Consider the following 15,448-nt stretch of genomic DNA (forward strand, 5'->3'; position numbering starts at 1 on the left):
TCACGGAATCACCCCGGAATCGCGACGATCGTGTTCGTGTTCGAGTTCGCCGCCAGCTGGACCGGGTTGACGTTCGACTGGAAGCGCCCGGCGCTGCCCACGCTGTTCTGGTTGAACACGTTCTGCGTCTGGCCGATGAATTGCGGCGCGCTCAGCGACAGGTTGAACGTCGACAGGTTGTACTGCGACAGGTCGAGCCCCGGCAGCAGCGCGACGCCGCCACGCACTGCGGACATCGCGGCACGGTCGAGTTGTTCGGTCACGGGGAGGTCTTGGATCGTCAGCGAGTTCATGTCGGTTCTCCTGGGGGTCATTGAGCGTCGGGGCTGGTTCGGCATCGTTGTCTGCTCGCAGGGAACAAATGCATAGGCCGTGCCAAAGACACCCAGGAAGACTGAATTATTTTTCAATCCGTTGAAAATGAAGGGGTTTCAGGAAGACTGCCGCGCGGCGGGCGCGGCCGGCGAACCACCCGCCGCCGATCACATGGCGCTTGCGAACCAACAGTTCGCATGCCGGACTGTCGGTTCTTCGGCAACACACGCGTTGGGCCCCGGGCCAGGCGCCGCTACTTCACGATGATCGTGATCTTCTTCGAATAGACCGGCGGATTGTGCGGGATGTGCTTGTCGTCGCCCATCAGGAGCTGCAGCGTGTGCTTGCCGGGCGGCAGTTCGAGCAGCGTCTCGGTTTCGCCCGCGCCGTAATGCAGATGGTTCCTGTCCGACGGAATCTCCTCGTTCATCGGCGGCAGGTCGACGTCGATCAGCAGATGATGGTGGCCCGTGTTCGCATACTTGACGCCGCGCGGCGCGACGCCCATGTAGCGCAGCCCGAACCACACCTTGAACGGCTTGCCGGCGGGCACGACCTGGCCATCGTTCGGATAGCCGATGTACGCATACGCGTTGGGCGGGGCCGGCGTGGGTCCGGCGAAGGCGGCGCCGGCAGCCAGCGAGGCCGCGAGCGCGGCGGCGGCGAATAGCTTGTTCATGGCGTGTGCTCTCCGCTTGTGCGGCGTCCAGTGGGCGGCGCCGGTGTCATCGCACGATGATCGTGATCTTCTTCGAATACACGGGGGGATCGTGCGGCACATGGTTCAGGTCGCCCATGAGCAGTTGCAGCGTGTGTTTTCCGGGCGGCAGTTCGATGCGCGCGTCGGTTTCGCCCGCGCCGTAATGGAGGTGGTTGCGATCCGACGGTATTTCCTGGTCGAGCGGCGGCAGATCGACGTCGATCAGCAGGTGATGATGGCCGACGTTCGGCAGGTCGACACCCTTCGGACACACGCCCATGTTGCGCAGTCCCATGCGCACCCAGAGCTTGCCGCCGGTGATCACGGCGCCGTCGGGCGGCCAGATGATGTAGGCCTCGGCGTTGGGCGGCGAAGGCGTGCGCGCCGGCGCCGCGGGGAACGACGAATCGGCAGCCAGCGCTGCGAGCGAAGCCATCGCGCCAAGTATTGTTCTTCTTAGCATGCTACGCGAGCCTCCCGGAAGGTCGGAAAACGATGGATAGCGCATCGAGCGCTACTCGCCATGTCCTGCGATTTTCGTCTTTTAGCTTAGGTCGTAACTTCTCAAAAAGATACGTGGAAGAACGCGGGGTGCCGTGCGCGCGCGAGGCGCCATCTGCGGGTGCGCAGCACGCGCATCCGCCCGCGCCCGCGAACGCGCCCGCATCGAAAGCGGGATGCAAGGCGGCGCGATCGCGCCCCCTCGCACGCATCCCCCACACATTGGGGATTAAGCCTCGCCGCGTGCGTGCTATCGTTGTTGATGCTGCACCCCGCAACGGCACAACGCCGGATCCGCGCGGTGGCGTAGGCCACGCCGTAGCAGCCCTGGCACGCGAAGGCGACATGCGCGTTGTCGATCGACTATCTTCAATGCCGGATAGACAGGGTGTGAATATGTGGCGAAAACTCTTGATCGTATGCATATTCGGGGCAATCGGGGTGGACTGCGCGCAAGCGGCGTCCGCCGCCGCGGCAGCGGCCCCAACGGTAGAGCGCACCGTCACCGCGCCACCCGGGCCGCGGCGCATCGCACTCGTGATCGGCAACGCCGAATATGGCACTCACCCCCTCGCGAACCCGGTGCGCGACGCCCGCCAGATGAGCGCCACGCTCGCGTCGCTCGGCTTCGAGGTCACGAGCTACGCGAACGCGAGCGCGCCGCAGATGGCGCAGGCAATCGCCGACTTCAGGCGCCGGCTCGCCGCGGGCGGCGTCGGCGTCTTCTATTTCGCGGGCCACGGCCTGCAGGCGGGCGGCGACACGATGCTCGTCCCCGTCGATGCCGACAGCGGTTCGCCCGCCCGGCTCGTCACGAAGGGCGTCGCGCTGCAAAGCGTGCTCGACGCGATGTCGAAAGAACGCCCGAACCGAATCAATCTCGTCATCCTCGACACATGCCTGAACAATCCGTTCGAGCCGGTTGCGGCGCGCGCGCCCGATCTGCCCGCGGATACGCTCGTCGCGTACGCGACCGCGCCGGGCACGCTTGCCGACGACGGCGAGCGCCAGGGCGTCTACACGGCCGCGCTCGTCACCGCGATGGCGGCAGGCCCGCGTGACGCAACGGCGATGTTCCGGTCGGTGGCGTCGGCGGTCGGGCGCGAGACGAAGCAGCGGCAGGTGCCGTGGATCGCATCGTCGCTCGCAGGCCCGTTCAGCTTCGGCGCCGTGCCGCGCGATGCGAGCGCGAAGACGCGTGTCGCCGGGATCGATGCCGCGTCGCAGACGGGCACGCTCACCCGCGGCATCCTGCCGAAGGACAGCAGCGAGCAGTACGAGCTGACCTTCTGGGATTCGATCAAGGACAGCAACTATGCGAGCGATTACGAAGCCTATCTGAAGGCCTATCCGAACGGCCGGTTCGCCGCGCTCGCCCGCGCGCGCATCGACCGGCTGCGCGCCGCCGCGCCGAAGACCGAGGCGCCTGCGGCACGCACCGCGCCCGCCGTCACCGCGCCCGCCGAAAAGGCGCGCCCGGTCCAGCAGGCGCCCACGCCTGCTCCTGCACCGGCGCCCCGGCAAACCGAAGCTGCCAAGTCCGCACCCGCCGCATCGCCTGCTCCGGCGACGGCCGCCAAAGGCGCGGCGGGCGCCGAGATCAAGGACTGCCCCAACTGCCCGATACTCATCCCGATCGCCGCCGGCACCTTCACGATGGGCAGCAACTCCGATGACCCCGCCGAGAAGCCGCCGCATCGCGTGTCGATCGGCCAGCCGTTCGCGATCGGCAAGTACGAAGTGACACTCGATCAGTGGAACGCCTGCGCGGATGGAGGCGCCTGCACGCGCATCCCGGCGGACGGCAATCCGGCGGGCAACACGCCGATGCGCAACGTCAGCTGGGACGACGCCCAGGTCTACGTGAAATGGCTGAGCAAGACCGCCGGCAAGGCGTACCGGCTGCCCTCCGAGGCCGAATGGGAATACGCGGCGCGCGGCGGCACATCGACGCCCTACTGGTGGGGCGACCAGATGCGCAAGGGCAACGCGAACTGCAAGGAATGCGGCGACCCGTGGAAGGCCGAAGGCCCGGCCACCGTCGGCTCGTTCGCGCCGAACCCGTACGGCCTCTACGACATGAACGGCAGCGTCTGGGAATGGGTGACGGACTGCTGGCACAGCTCCTACAAGAACGCTCCCGCCGACGGCCGCGCGTGGGACGACCCGTCATGCTCGGTGCGGGTGATCCGCGGCGGATCATGGCGTGACGGCGGCGCCTACATGCAGTCCGCGACCCGCTTCAAGTACAGCGCGAGCGTGCGGCAGTCGCAGAACGGCTTTCGCGTGGCCCGCGACATGCCATAGCGGCGGCATCCGGCAGCCCGCGCGAGCCCACGCTCGCGCGGCGGGCATTCGCGCGGGCCGCCGCAGGGCGTTCGCGCGGCGATCCGTCAGTGCTTGCGGGCCTGCGTGCTGATCTGCACGAGATCGATGGCCACCTTGTCGCGTCCGTACTTGTCCGCGATCTGCGCGAGCCGCTTGTCGAGGGCACGCAGATAGTCCCCCTTCTGCTCGCTGTCCGGCCTGAGCGCATCGAAGAGCGGCGTGGGCGTGATGGTCAGCACGATCAGCTCCGAGCCGAACGGCTTCGACACCACCCAGTCGCCCATCGTGCCGATCGTCGCCGTGTAATGCGGCGGCGCCTGATTGTCCTTCGCACGCTCGTTCGGCAGGAGATGGGCCACGGCGCCGTCGAGCGAGAAGTAATCGACGTTCACGTAGGAATCGAAGCCCGGCGTCATGACATCGACGATGAGCGGCTGGCCCTCGGTCAACTGCGCATTGGGGGCACGCGAGCGCAGCGACGCCGGACGTCCCGTCTGGCGATTCGCCGTGTAGTACGGCGCGATGACCTTGAGCACGTCGCATTTGTCGTCGCTTACCTGCTGCACGCCGAGATTGGTCGTCTTCACGCCCGGCACGGCGGCGAGCGCCTCCTTCAGGCGCGCGGTGCCATAGCGCTGCGACAGGAAGCCCTGCACGTCGACGGTCTGGTCATGCACCGACGCATACAGCGCCGAGCACGGCACGCCCGCCAGAACCGGCGCGACGGCGCTGAGCGTGAGCACGGGCGGCGGCGCGGCGGGTGTGACAGGAGCGGCAGGCGTAGCCGACGCGAGGGCCGCCGAAGGAGCGGCGGGCCGCTCCGCCTGGGTACCGGCCGCAGGCGCCGCGGGAGTCACCGCTCCGCCCGCGCCGCTGTCCTGGGCGCTCGTTTCGGTTTCCGGCGCTTTCGACGACTGCGACTGATCGTAGAAGTAATAGCCCGTTCCCGCCGCCAGCGCCGCGACAAATGCCGCCGCGCCGATGAGGACGCCCGGCTTGCCCTTCGACCCCGATGCCGCTGCCGGCCGGTCCTCGCTCAGTTCATCGAGAAAACGCGCGACGGTCGGCGTGCGCGCCTCGCGGTCGAACGAGAGCGCCGCCTTCAGCGCCTTCCACTGCTTGCCGCCGAGGTCTTCCGGCCGCTGCGGCTTCATGCCCGCGCTGCGCGCCTGCGTCGCGGGCACGCGGTCGAACGGATGCTTGCCCGTCAGCAATTCATACGTGATGCAGCCGAGCGCATAGACGTCGTCGCGCGGATCGGGCTCGCGATGCTCCAGCATCTCAGGGCTCGCATACGCAGGGGTCAGCGCGCCGAGACTGCCGGGGTCGAAGATGGTCGCCTCGGTTTCCTCTTCCGGCCGCTGGAACACCCGCGCGATGCCGAAATCGATCACCTTGACTTCGGCCGTGTCCGTGAGGAAGACATTGGCGGGCTTGAAGTCGCAATGAACGAAGCCGCGCTCGTGCGCGTAGGCGAGCGCGTTCGCCATGCCCCGGAAGATCGGAACCACTTCGGCGAACGGCATGCCCTTGAAATTCGGGTTCCGAAGAATGCGCGAGAGCGGCTGGCCGGACAGGTACTCCATCGTCAGATAGACGACCGAGCCGTCGCGGTCGAAGTCGTACACCGTCACGATGTTGCGGTGCGCGAGCGTCTGCGCCTTGCGGGCTTCGCGCTGAAGCGCGATCAGCGACTTCGGGTTGCCGCGAAACTGGAGGTTGAGCACCTTGATCGCGACGTAGGGCCTGCGATCCGACGCCTCGAGCTTGCGCAGGTCGAGGGCCTTGAACACCGTGCCCATGCCGCCGACGCCGAGACACTCCTCGAGCACGAAGCGCCCGTTGAGCGTATCGCCGATGCCCTTCACCTGATCGAGCTCGGCGACCACCTGGCTGCCCGAGGACACCGAGCGCGACTCCGTATGCACCGATCCATGCCCCGGCATGGTCTGCACGCGGGTTTCCTCGGAATTCGCAACGGGGTTGTTCAGCCCCGGGCTGGCAAGCCTCGCCGACTGCTCGACGCGCCAGCGCACGGCCGCGTAGACATCGGGAGGCAGGGGCTTCGCGGCGTTCTCTTCGTCGAGGGCCTGCAGGAGCCGCGCAGCGGGCTCGCGATTCGTCGCCAGCACGCCATCGATCCGCGCGAAGAACTCGTCGCGCGACTGGCCGTCGCTTTGAAATGTACGAATCGCTTGCGCAAAGCTTGTCATCTGTGCGACTCGCAGCGGCTCCAAATCGACCGACAATTCACTTGTCGTAACAAACTACATGTCCACGTTCGATACTAGCCTTCGATAGCGCCTTTCGCAAATCTCGTTTTCGATCATTGGCGCGGCGGCGAACGTGTTGCAGGCAATCCGACATGGCGCTCTGAAGTGTTGGCTGCATAGCGTCTGATCGGGCGCTTTCCGGGCGTCGCGAGTGATCGTCAGAGGAATGTCGCATACCGAACAAATGCCGGGTTTTCAAGCACTTGAACGCGCACCTGCCAGCGTGGCATGCAACATGGCACGGCCCATGCATTCATGTAACCCACGCAAGCGACGAAGCGGCCGATGCGGCGCGTGCCGTGTCGCCGTCATCGTGCGAAATCGCAGTGGCCGCGTGCGGAGCCGCACAGGTCACAAGCGCGGACGGATTGCCTATACTGGGGGCATGAACCCGCCGGCTGGGTGCATGAACCCGCCGGACATCCGACCGCAACGTCGCGTGGCCCGTCACGCGAACCCGGCTCCGAACCTTCAGCACCTTCAGGAAAAAGCCATGGCCGTTATCGTCATCAAGGATCTCGCGGACAGTCTCGACCTCGACAGGGAAGCAATGACCGCGATCGTGGGCGGCGCGCGAACCGGCGCCCACCAGTCGTTTCGCCCGCGCCCGTTCGCGGCCGCGAACAGGGTCTTCAGCTATCCGGGGATGTCCGTTCAGGGCGTGGAAGCGCAGCAGCCCGGACCGTTCAGGAAGAAACTGGTCCCGCGCTGATCCGTAAGCATCCGCTGAACTCCGGCATTAAAGGCAGCCCGCGCGAGGCGCATCGGCAACGATGCGCCTCGTGTTCGTTCATGGCGTGGAGGTTTCGAGGGTCCCGCTGCGTGCAGCGCTACCCGATCGATGCCGCGACGCGCCGCCCGTCGGCATGAGAACCGAGCGATCGCGCCGTGCGCCTGACGAGGCCCGAGCGCACCGCTTCACGCGCCTCGGCGTCGAGTTCCACCAGATAGCGTGTCTTGCCCGCGATCACCGCGCCCACCGCCACGCCATCGCGATACAGCACCCGGTTGCCCGCAAGAGCGGGCACTTTTTCGCCGGGCAGGAGCGTGCCGACGAGGTTCAGCGGGTCGACTGCGCTCACCGCGACGAAGCTGCCGTCGAGCGGACGCTTGCGCACCTCGCGCAAGAGCGGCACGGCTTCGGGCAGCGCGAACTGCTCGCCCGCCAGCCCCGCGACGAAACGCCCGCCGCGAATCTCGCCGCGCACCTCCAGCCGGTGAAACACGCGCAGCAACTCGCGCCACGGAGGCAGCCAGCCGGCCTCGCGCTCGAAGAGCCGCCAGAACACGACGCCATAGCGGCGCAGCACGGCCATCGCGACGTGTTCGACGGCGCCCGCCTGCTCCTCCTGCCCCTCCTGGGGCCCGGTGCGGCGCAGGAGCGCCCAGCGCCCCGCGTCGTCCATCCCGCCGATGAAAAGCCCGCCCCGGCGCGGCCGCCGGCTGAACGCGTTGCGCTTCGCCGCGGGCGCGACGAGCGCGCGCAGGCCGGCGAAGCTGTCGGCGTTGACGAGGCCGAGCGCGACCAGCTCGCCCAGCGCGTCTTCGAGCTCGGTGCGCAAGAGGCGCGTGTCGGCGAGCAGTTCGTCGAAGAACATCGCGCCGTGAGCCTTCAGCGCGTCGTGCACGAGCTGCGCGCGCGAGCTCATCTCCGGCGCCTCGCCGGGCCGCATCAGCGCGTTCCACGCGGCGAGATCGCGGCGCGGCAGCAGCACGATCGGCGTGCCGCGCACTGGCCCGCCCGCGGCCTTCGAGCGGCCGCCCGGCCGGCTCCAGACGATCTTCCCCGCGCGGCAGATTTCGTCGAGCCAGTAGCCCGAATAATCCGCGATGCGCGCCGGCAGGATCTCGTCCTCCCACGCGACGGCGGGCGCCTCGAACCCTTCGAGCTGCCCGAGGACCGATAGCAGCGCGTCGCGCCCTTCGCCGCGCGTATCGGCGGCGAGATGCTGCCAGTCGAACAGGAAGCGCATGAAATCCTGCCGCTCGACGGGCTCGATTTCCCGGCGCAGCCGCCGCACCGTGTACCGGTGGATGCGCGCGAGCAGATGGCGCTCGCACCATTCCTCTTCGGCCGCGCCCGGCGTGAAGCGGCCCCGCATCACGTAGCCCTGCCCTTCGAGGCGCGTGAGCGCGAGCGCCACCGACGACGCCGGCAGCGCCAGCGCCCGGGCGATCACCGGCACCGTCAGCGGACCGAAGCCCGACAGGCGCGCCCGGACGATCTCGACGAGCGCGTCGTCCTCCGTCCATTCGTCCGTGTAGCCGGCGGGCGGGTGAAGCGGCGGGCGCATCGGTGCCCGCGGATAGACCGCGCGCACGCACATCAGCCGCTCGACGGGTATCCACAGCGCGTCGTGCTCCGCGATCTGCAGGCGCGTCGCGCGGCCCGTCTGCGCAAGCGCGTCGAGCCAGGCGGGCCAGCCGTCGTTGTGCTGCGCCTCGGCGGCGCTCACGCAGGCGAGACTCATCAGCGCCTCGTGCATTTCGTCCGCGCTTCGCACCGCGGGCCACGCTTCCTCGCGCACGCCTGCGATCGCGTCGGCGTCGAGCGCGCCGAGGTCGTCGGCGGATTCGGGGTCGCTCCAGCGCCGCGCGAGCACGGCCTGCGTGCGGCGCTCTTCCAGGGGCGCGTCGTCGAGGAACGCGTACGGCCGCGCCGAGAGGATTTCCGCCGCGAGCGGCGACGGCGCGGGCAGCTCGCGCGTGACGAGCCGCACTTCTCCACGCTCGATGCGCCGCAGGATCGCGAGCCATTGCTCGCTGTCCATCGCGTCGTGCAGACAGTCGTCGATGGTCTGGTCGACGAGCGGGTGATGCGGCACCTCGCGCTCGCCCACCACGTTTTCGACACACGCGACCTGATCGGGAAAGATCGTCGCGAGCAGGTCCTCGCTCTTCATGCGCTGCAACTGCGGCGCGACCTTGCGCCCGCCGGCGTAGCGCGGCAGCGCGAGCGCGTTGGTGGCGTTCCAGCGCCAGCGCACGCCGAAAAGCGGTGCGTCGAGGAGCGCCTGGATCAGCACGTGCTCGGCGGTGCTCGCGCGCAAGTAGCGCCACACCTCGTCGAGCGCGAAGCTGTGGCTGCCCGTCAGGGACAGAACGATCGCGTCCTCCGTGGCGGCCGCCTGCAGCTCGAAGTTGAACGTGCGGCAGAAACGCTTTCGCAGCGCGAGGCCCCACGCGCGGTTCACACGGCTGCCGAACGGCGCGTGGATGACGAGCTGCGTGCCGCCGGATTCGTCGAAGAAGCGCTCCATCACGAGCGTGTCCTGCGTCGGCAGCACGCCGAGCGCCGCGCGCGAGCGCGCCAGATACTCGACGATCTGCCGCGCCGCCTCGCGCCCGATGCCGGTTTCATCCGCGAGCCACGTGATCGCCGTATCGAGCGGCGCGGCGCCCTTCTGCGCGAGGAACGCGTCGATCTGGCCGCGCAGCCGCGCAATCGCATGTGAGAGCTCGTCGGAGCGGCCGGGCGCCTCGCCGAGCCAGAACGGGATGTTCGGCGGCTGGCCGTTCGCGTTCTCCACCCGCACGCGCCCGCCTTCGATGCGCAGGATCCGGTACGACGTGTTGCCGAGCTGGAAGATGTCGCCCGCGAGGCTTTCCACCGCGAAGTCCTCGTTGACGGTGCCGATCTGCAGGCCCTGCGGTTCGAGCAGCACGGCGAAGTCGGCGTTGTCCGGAATCGCGCCGCCCGAGGTCACCGCCGTCAGCTTGCCGCCGCGCCGCCCGCGCAGCGTCCCGCCGACCGCATCGCGGTGCACGTACGCGCCGCGCGGACCGTGGCGGCTCGTGTAGCCCTCTGCGAGCGTGCGCACGACCGCGTCGTATTGCGCGCGTTCGAGCGCCGCGTACGGATACGCATGGCGAAAGCGCTCGAACAGTTCGTCCTCGCCCCATTCGCGGCACGCGACTTCCGCCGTGATCTGCTGCGCCAGCACGTCGAGGGGCGCGCGAGCGACGTTGAGCGCGTCGAGCTCGCCGCGCCGCACACTGTCCAGCAGCGCCGCGCATTCGATCAGATCGTCGCGCGAGGTCGGAAAGAGCCGCCCCTTCGGCGTGCCGCCGACCTGGTGCCCCGAGCGCCCGACGCGCTGCAGGAAAGCGCCGATCGACCCCGGCGAGCCAAGCTGGCAGACGAGTTCGACATCGCCGATGTCGATGCCGAGTTCCAGCGACGCCGTCGCGATCAGCACCCGCAGTTCGCCGCGCTTCAGGCGCTGCTCGGCATCCAGCCGGTGCTCGCGCGCGAGGCTGCCGTGGTGCGCGGCCACCGCCGTCTTGCCGAGCCGCTCGGTCAGGTGGCGCGCGGCGCGCTCGGCCATGCGCCGCGTGTTGACGAAGACGAGCGTCGTGCGGTGCTGCGCGACGAGATCCGCGAGTTTGTCGTAGACGCGCTCCCACATGTCGTTCGACATGATCGCCTCGAGCGGCATCGGCGGGATGTCGAGCGCCAGGTCGCGCGCCCGCGCATGGCCGACATCGACGACCTCGCACGGCTCGCCCACGCCCGCGAGGAATTTCGCCACGAGCTCTATCGGCTTTTGCGTCGCGGACAGGCCGATGCGCACCGGCCGCGCGGCGCACAGCGCGTCGAGCCGCTCGAGGGAGAGGGCCAGATGCGCGCCGCGCTTCGAGCCTGCGACGGCGTGAATCTCGTCGACGATCACCGTGCGCGTGGTGGACAGCATCGCGCGGCCGGAATCGGAACTCAGCAGCACGTAGAGCGATTCGGGTGTCGTCACGAGAATGTGCGGCGCGCGCTTTCGCACGGCGGCGCGTTCCTGCTGCGTGGTGTCGCCGGTGCGCACCGCGGCGCGGATCTCGACCGGCGGCAGGCCGAGCTGTGCGAGTTCGCGCGCGATGCCCGCGAGCGGCTCCTGCAGGTTCACGCGGATGTCGTTGGACAGCGCCTTGAGCGGCGAAACGTAGACGACGGTCGTTTCGTCGGGCAGCGCCGAGCCGCGCGCAAGGCCCTCGCGCACGAGTTCGTCGATGGCGGCGAGAAACGCGGTGAGCGTCTTGCCCGAGCCCGTGGGCGCGGCGACGACGGTCGAGCGGCGGGCCTGGATGAGCGGCCACGCGCGCGCCTGCGCCTCGGTGGCGGCCGAAAAGTTGCGGTCGAACCAGTTGACGACAGCGGGATGAAATCCCGAAAGCGCGTCGGCGAGTGGCGGGTTCACGGTCATCCGGCTATTTTATGAGCGGATCGGATTTCGCGTGCGGCGCGGATTCGATGCGGTCTCGCTGCCGATTTGCTGCCGGTTCGGCGCCGATTCGCTGCGGTTTCCGCGGGATTTCGGCGCGTCGATTGGGCACTCGCGCGCCGCGCCTTTCGTCGCAGGAATCGCGACCGGGCACCGCGCTTGCGCACAGGCCGACGCGTCGGGGTGAGTGCACCCGCGCCGCCGCAGGGCCATAATCGAGCGCGAACGAATGCCGGCATCCCGAGCGCAGCGCAGAGTTTCCCGGTTCGCCGGCCCAGACGAACCAGTACACGAACACACGAACACACGAAGGCACGAACGCGAGCCGCGGCCCGCGGCAAACCGGCAGACAACCGACAGGAGAGGCAATTGAACGAGCACGTTCAAGGGCAGACGCCCGGCACCAACGGTACCAGCGGCAGCCACGGTCCGCTATCCTCAGACGAGCTGCGCAAAATCGACGCCTACTGGCGGGCCTGCAACTATCTCTCGGTGGGCATGATCTATTTGCGCGCGAATCCGCTGCTGCGCGAGCCGCTCGCCCCCGCGCACATCAAGCGGCGGCTGCTCGGGCACTGGGGATCGGACCCCGGCCAGTCGTTCACCTGGGTTCACCTGAACCGCCTGATCCTCAAGGACGACCTGAACATCCTGTACGTGTCCGGCCCCGGCCACGGCGCGCCGGCGACGCTCGCGAACGCGTATCTCGAAGGCTTCTATTCCGAGATCTACCCCGACCGCAGCTACGACGAAACCGGCATGCTGAGGCTCTTTCGCTCGTTTTCGTCGCCGGGCGGGATCGGCTCGCACTGCACGCCCGAGACGCCCGGCTCGATTCACGAAGGCGGCGAACTGGGCTACAGCCTTTCGCACGCGTTCGGCGCCGCGTTCGACAACCCGGATCTGATCGTCGCCGTGATGGTCGGCGACGGCGAAGCGGAAACCGGCCCGCTCGCCACGTCGTGGCATTCGAACAAGTTCCTCAATCCGGTGCAGGACGGCGCCGTGCTGCCGATCCTGCATCTGAACGGTTACAAGATCGCCAACCCGACGATCCTCGCGCGCATTCCGCACGAGGAGCTGGAGGCGCTTTTCGTGGGCTACGGCTACAAGCCGTATTTCGTCGAAGGAAACGACCCGCACGAGATGCATCAGCGCATGGCGGCCACGCTGGAAAAGTGTGTCGGCGAGATTCGCGCGATCCAGCAGCATGCGCGCGCAGCCAGCGACACGACGCGCCCGCGCTGGCCGATGATCGTGCTGCGCTCGCCGAAGGGCTGGACCGGGCCGAAGGAAGTGGACGGCCACAAGGTCGAGGATTTCTGGCGCTCGCATCAGGTTCCGGTGCTCGATCCGGTGACCAACAAGAAGAGCCTGAAGGTGCTCGAAGAGTGGATGCGCAGCTACAAGCCCGACGAACTGTTCGACGCCGACGGACGCCTCATCGACGAGTTGCGCGCGCTCGCGCCGCAGGGCGAGCGGCGCATCAGCGCCAATCCGCATGCGAACGGCGGGCGCCTGCGCCGCTCGCTGCATTTGCCCGACATCCGCGAGCACGCGTTCACCGTCAGGAAGCCGGCTGCCGTCTACCAGTCGCCGACCGCGGTGCTCGCCACCTTCCTGCGCGAAGTGATCCGCCGCAACATGACGAACTTCAAGCTGTTCGGCCCGGACGAGACGGCGAGCAACAAGCTCGACGGCGTCTACGAGGTGTCGGGCAAGCGCTGGATCGCGCAGACGAAACCGGAAGACAGCGATGGCGGCGCGCTCGCGCCCGATGGCCGCGTGATGGAAATGCTCTCCGAGCACACGCTCGAAGGCTGGTTCGAGGGCTACGTGCTGACCGGGCGTCACGGCCTGCTCGCGAGCTACGAGGCGTTCGTGCACGTGATCGACTCGATGTTCAACCAGCACGCGAAGTGGCTCGAAAAGGCGAAGAAGGAACTCGACTGGCGCGCGCCGATCCCGTCGATCAACCTGCTCATCACGTCGCTCGTGTGGCGCCAGGACCATAACGGCTTCACGCACCAGGACCCCGGCTTTCTCGATGTGGTCACGAACAAGAGCCCGGAGGTCGTGCGCATCTATCTGCCGCCGGATGCCAACTGCCTGCTGAGCGTGGCCGATCACTGCCTGCGCACGCACGACTACGTGAACGTGATCGTCGCGGACAAGCAGCCGCATCTGCAATACCTCGACATGGAAGCCGCGATCGTGCATTGCGCGAAGGGCATCGGCATCTGGGACTGGGCCTCCACCGACGAAGGCCACGAGCCGGATGTCGTGATGGCCTGCGCGGGCGACATCGCGACGATGGAGTCGCTCGCCGCCGTCGAGATCCTGAAGAAGCAGTTCCCCGACCTGAAGCTGCGCTTCGTGAACGTGGTCGACCTGTTCCGCCTGATGCCCGACCGCGACCATCCGCACGGCCTCTCCGGCCGCGATTTCGATTCTCTCTTCACGCGCGACAAACCCGTCATCTTCAATTTTCATTCGTACGCGTCGCTCGTGCACAAGCTCACGTACAACCGCACGAATCACGAGAACATGCACGTGCACGGCTATCGCGAGCGCGGCAACATCAACACGCCGTTCGAGCTCGCGATCATCAATGGCGTGGACCGCTTTACGCTCGCGATCGACGTGATCGACCGCGTGCCGCGCCTGCGCGAAACCGGCGGCCATGCGAAGGAGTGGCTGAAGAACCAGGTGATCGAGAGCATCCGCTACGCGCATGCGGAAGGCATCGATCGCGACGAGATCCGCGAGTGGACATGGAAGGGATGACGCCATGGCACAGGGCATTCTGGTTCTCAACAGCGGCTCGTCGTCGCTGAAGTTCGGGGTGTTCGTGCCCGAGCGCGGCGACGAAGCCGCGTGGCTCACGGGCAGCGCGAAGGGCATCGGCCGCGCGGACGGGTCGCTCGCCATGCGCTCCGTCGACGGCCGCATCGACTTCGCGCAGGACCGGCTGATGGAGTCGCAGCACGACGCGCTGCAACGCGTGGCCGATGTGCTCGGCGCCAGTCTCGGCGATGCGCCCGTCGCGGTCGGTCATCGCGTGGTGCACGGCGGGCCGCGCGTCGAGGCGCACCGGAAGATCACGCCCGAACTCATGCAGACCTTGCGCGATGCGACGCAGTTCGCGCCGCTGCATCTGCCGCAGTCGCTCGCGCTGATGGAGCAGGCGCAGCAGATCTTCAGCGGCGTGCCGCACTTCGCCTGCTTCGACACGGTGTTCCATCAGACGATGCCCGCGCGTGCGTCGCATCTCGCGCTGCCGAAGCAGTACGCCGCGCAGGGTGTCGTGCGATACGGGTTTCACGGGCTGTCGTTCGAGTCGATCGTCGCGACGATCGGCAAGGACTTGCCCCCGCGCACGGTGATCGCGCATCTCGGCAGCGGCGCGAGCCTGTGCGCGCTGAAGGACGGCGAGTCGGTCGACACGACGATGGGTCTCACGCCGACGGGCGGCATTCCGATGGCGACCCGTTCGGGCGATCTCGATCCTGGCGTGCTGCTGTATCTGATGCGCGCCGAATCGCTCGATGCCGATGCGCTCGAAACCTTGCTCAATCGCGAGAGCGGGATGAAGGGGCTGTCGGATTCCAACGACGACATGCAGATGCTGCTCGCGCGCCGCGATCAGGGAGACGCTGATGCGCGGCTTGCCATTGACGTGTTCTGTACCGCGATACGCAAGGTGATCGGCGGGTATGCGGCGTTGCTCGGAGGGCTCGATCTGCTCGTGTTCAGCGGAGGGATCGGGGAGCATAGCGAAGCGATTCGCGAACAGATCGTCGAGGGGATCGGGTTTCTGGGCGGCGAGCGCCGCGTCGTCGGGACGCAGGAGGAGCGGCAGATCGCACGGCATTGTCGGAGGTTGTTCGACGGGGCGTGAAGGGGTTGTGCTCTGGCGACTCGCGTCGGGCTGTTTTTGTTTTGCTCGGTCTGCGGGGTTACACCGTTTGATGCGCTTGTGCTTCGGTGAAACTTGTATTGGCTTTGGTTTATTAGCTTAGGCCCTCTCGCGGAGCCGCAGTCACACAGGGATGTCGCTAGTGCGTGGGTTGGGCGGTTGTAGAACCATCTGATTGAGCTTGCCCCCGAAAAACGAATTC

The 15,448-nt window shown here is 67.7% G+C and carries 9 protein-coding genes; 4 read left to right on the top strand and 5 right to left on the bottom strand.

Features of this window, described 5'->3' with window-relative positions; all coding sequences use genetic code 11:
• Nucleotides 1-8: 8 nt before the first annotated feature.
• From BG61_RS27145 to BG61_RS27155, 3 genes are all read right to left on the bottom strand, one after another.
• Complete coding sequence (locus tag BG61_RS27145; protein ID WP_035928241.1) at nt 9-293, bottom strand: hypothetical protein; 285 nt, start codon at nt 291-293, stop codon at nt 9-11.
• A gap of 275 nt (nt 294-568) precedes the next feature.
• Entirely contained in the window at nt 569-994 is a 426-nt protein-coding gene (locus BG61_RS27150; protein WP_035928238.1) for a DUF4399 domain-containing protein, read from the bottom strand.
• A gap of 46 nt (nt 995-1,040) precedes the next feature.
• Nucleotides 1,041-1,478 carry a DUF4399 domain-containing protein gene (locus BG61_RS27155; RefSeq protein WP_035928335.1) on the bottom strand — a complete coding sequence of 146 codons (438 nt, stop codon included), beginning with the start codon at nt 1,476-1,478 and terminating at the stop codon, nt 1,041-1,043.
• A gap of 434 nt (nt 1,479-1,912) precedes the next feature.
• Between BG61_RS27155 and BG61_RS27160 the strand changes: the two genes are divergently transcribed.
• A complete protein-coding gene (locus BG61_RS27160) occupies nt 1,913-3,823 on the top strand; it encodes an SUMF1/EgtB/PvdO family nonheme iron enzyme (protein ID WP_035928234.1) in 1,911 nt (636 codons plus the stop codon).
• Nucleotides 3,824-3,909: 86 nt separating this feature from the next.
• On the opposite strand, the gene BG61_RS27165 is transcribed toward BG61_RS27160, so the two are convergent.
• Nucleotides 3,910-6,057, bottom strand: a complete 2,148-nt coding sequence (locus tag BG61_RS27165) for a serine/threonine protein kinase (RefSeq protein ID WP_035928332.1) — start codon at nt 6,055-6,057, stop codon at nt 3,910-3,912.
• 553 nt (nt 6,058-6,610) lie between these two features.
• Here BG61_RS27165 and BG61_RS27170 point away from each other — a divergent pair.
• Complete coding sequence (locus BG61_RS27170; protein ID WP_035928231.1) at nt 6,611-6,829, top strand: hypothetical protein; 219 nt, start codon at nt 6,611-6,613, stop codon at nt 6,827-6,829.
• A 118-nt stretch (nt 6,830-6,947) separates the two neighbouring features.
• Here the strand turns inward: BG61_RS27170 and BG61_RS27175 are convergent, their stop codons facing one another.
• Entirely contained in the window at nt 6,948-11,309 is a 4,362-nt protein-coding gene (locus tag BG61_RS27175; RefSeq protein WP_035928228.1) for a DEAD/DEAH box helicase, read from the bottom strand.
• 465 nt (nt 11,310-11,774) lie between these two features.
• Here BG61_RS27175 and BG61_RS27180 point away from each other — a divergent pair, with 465 nt between their 5' ends.
• Together BG61_RS27180 and BG61_RS27185 are read left to right on the top strand one after the other, a co-directional pair.
• Nucleotides 11,775-14,114 carry a phosphoketolase family protein gene (locus BG61_RS27180; protein WP_051672811.1) on the top strand — a complete coding sequence of 780 codons (2,340 nt, stop codon included), beginning with the start codon at nt 11,775-11,777 and terminating at the stop codon, nt 14,112-14,114.
• A gap of 4 nt (nt 14,115-14,118) precedes the next feature.
• Entirely contained in the window at nt 14,119-15,228 is a 1,110-nt protein-coding gene (locus tag BG61_RS27185) for an acetate/propionate family kinase (RefSeq protein ID WP_035928224.1), read from the top strand.
• The last annotated feature ends 220 nt before the right edge of the window (nt 15,229-15,448 follow it).

It is taken from the genome of Caballeronia glathei, from assembly GCF_000698595.1.
Classification (GTDB): Bacteria; Pseudomonadota; Gammaproteobacteria; order Burkholderiales; family Burkholderiaceae; genus Caballeronia; species Caballeronia glathei.

Coding starts and splice junctions, on each gene's coding strand:
- BG61_RS27175 (WP_035928228.1), bottom strand. CDS start 11,309: ATGACCGTGAACCCGCCACTCGCCGACGCGCTTTCGGGATTTCATCCC.
- BG61_RS27185 (WP_035928224.1), top strand. CDS start 14,119: ATGGCACAGGGCATTCTGGTTCTCAACAGCGGCTCGTCGTCGCTGAAG.
- BG61_RS27165 (WP_035928332.1), bottom strand. CDS start 6,057: ATGACAAGCTTTGCGCAAGCGATTCGTACATTTCAAAGCGACGGCCAG.
- BG61_RS27150 (WP_035928238.1), bottom strand. CDS start 994: ATGAACAAGCTATTCGCCGCCGCCGCGCTCGCGGCCTCGCTGGCTGCC.
- BG61_RS27145 (WP_035928241.1), bottom strand. CDS start 293: ATGAACTCGCTGACGATCCAAGACCTCCCCGTGACCGAACAACTCGAC.
- BG61_RS27155 (WP_035928335.1), bottom strand. CDS start 1,478: ATGCTAAGAAGAACAATACTTGGCGCGATGGCTTCGCTCGCAGCGCTG.
- BG61_RS27160 (WP_035928234.1), top strand. CDS start 1,913: ATGTGGCGAAAACTCTTGATCGTATGCATATTCGGGGCAATCGGGGTG.
- BG61_RS27170 (WP_035928231.1), top strand. CDS start 6,611: ATGGCCGTTATCGTCATCAAGGATCTCGCGGACAGTCTCGACCTCGAC.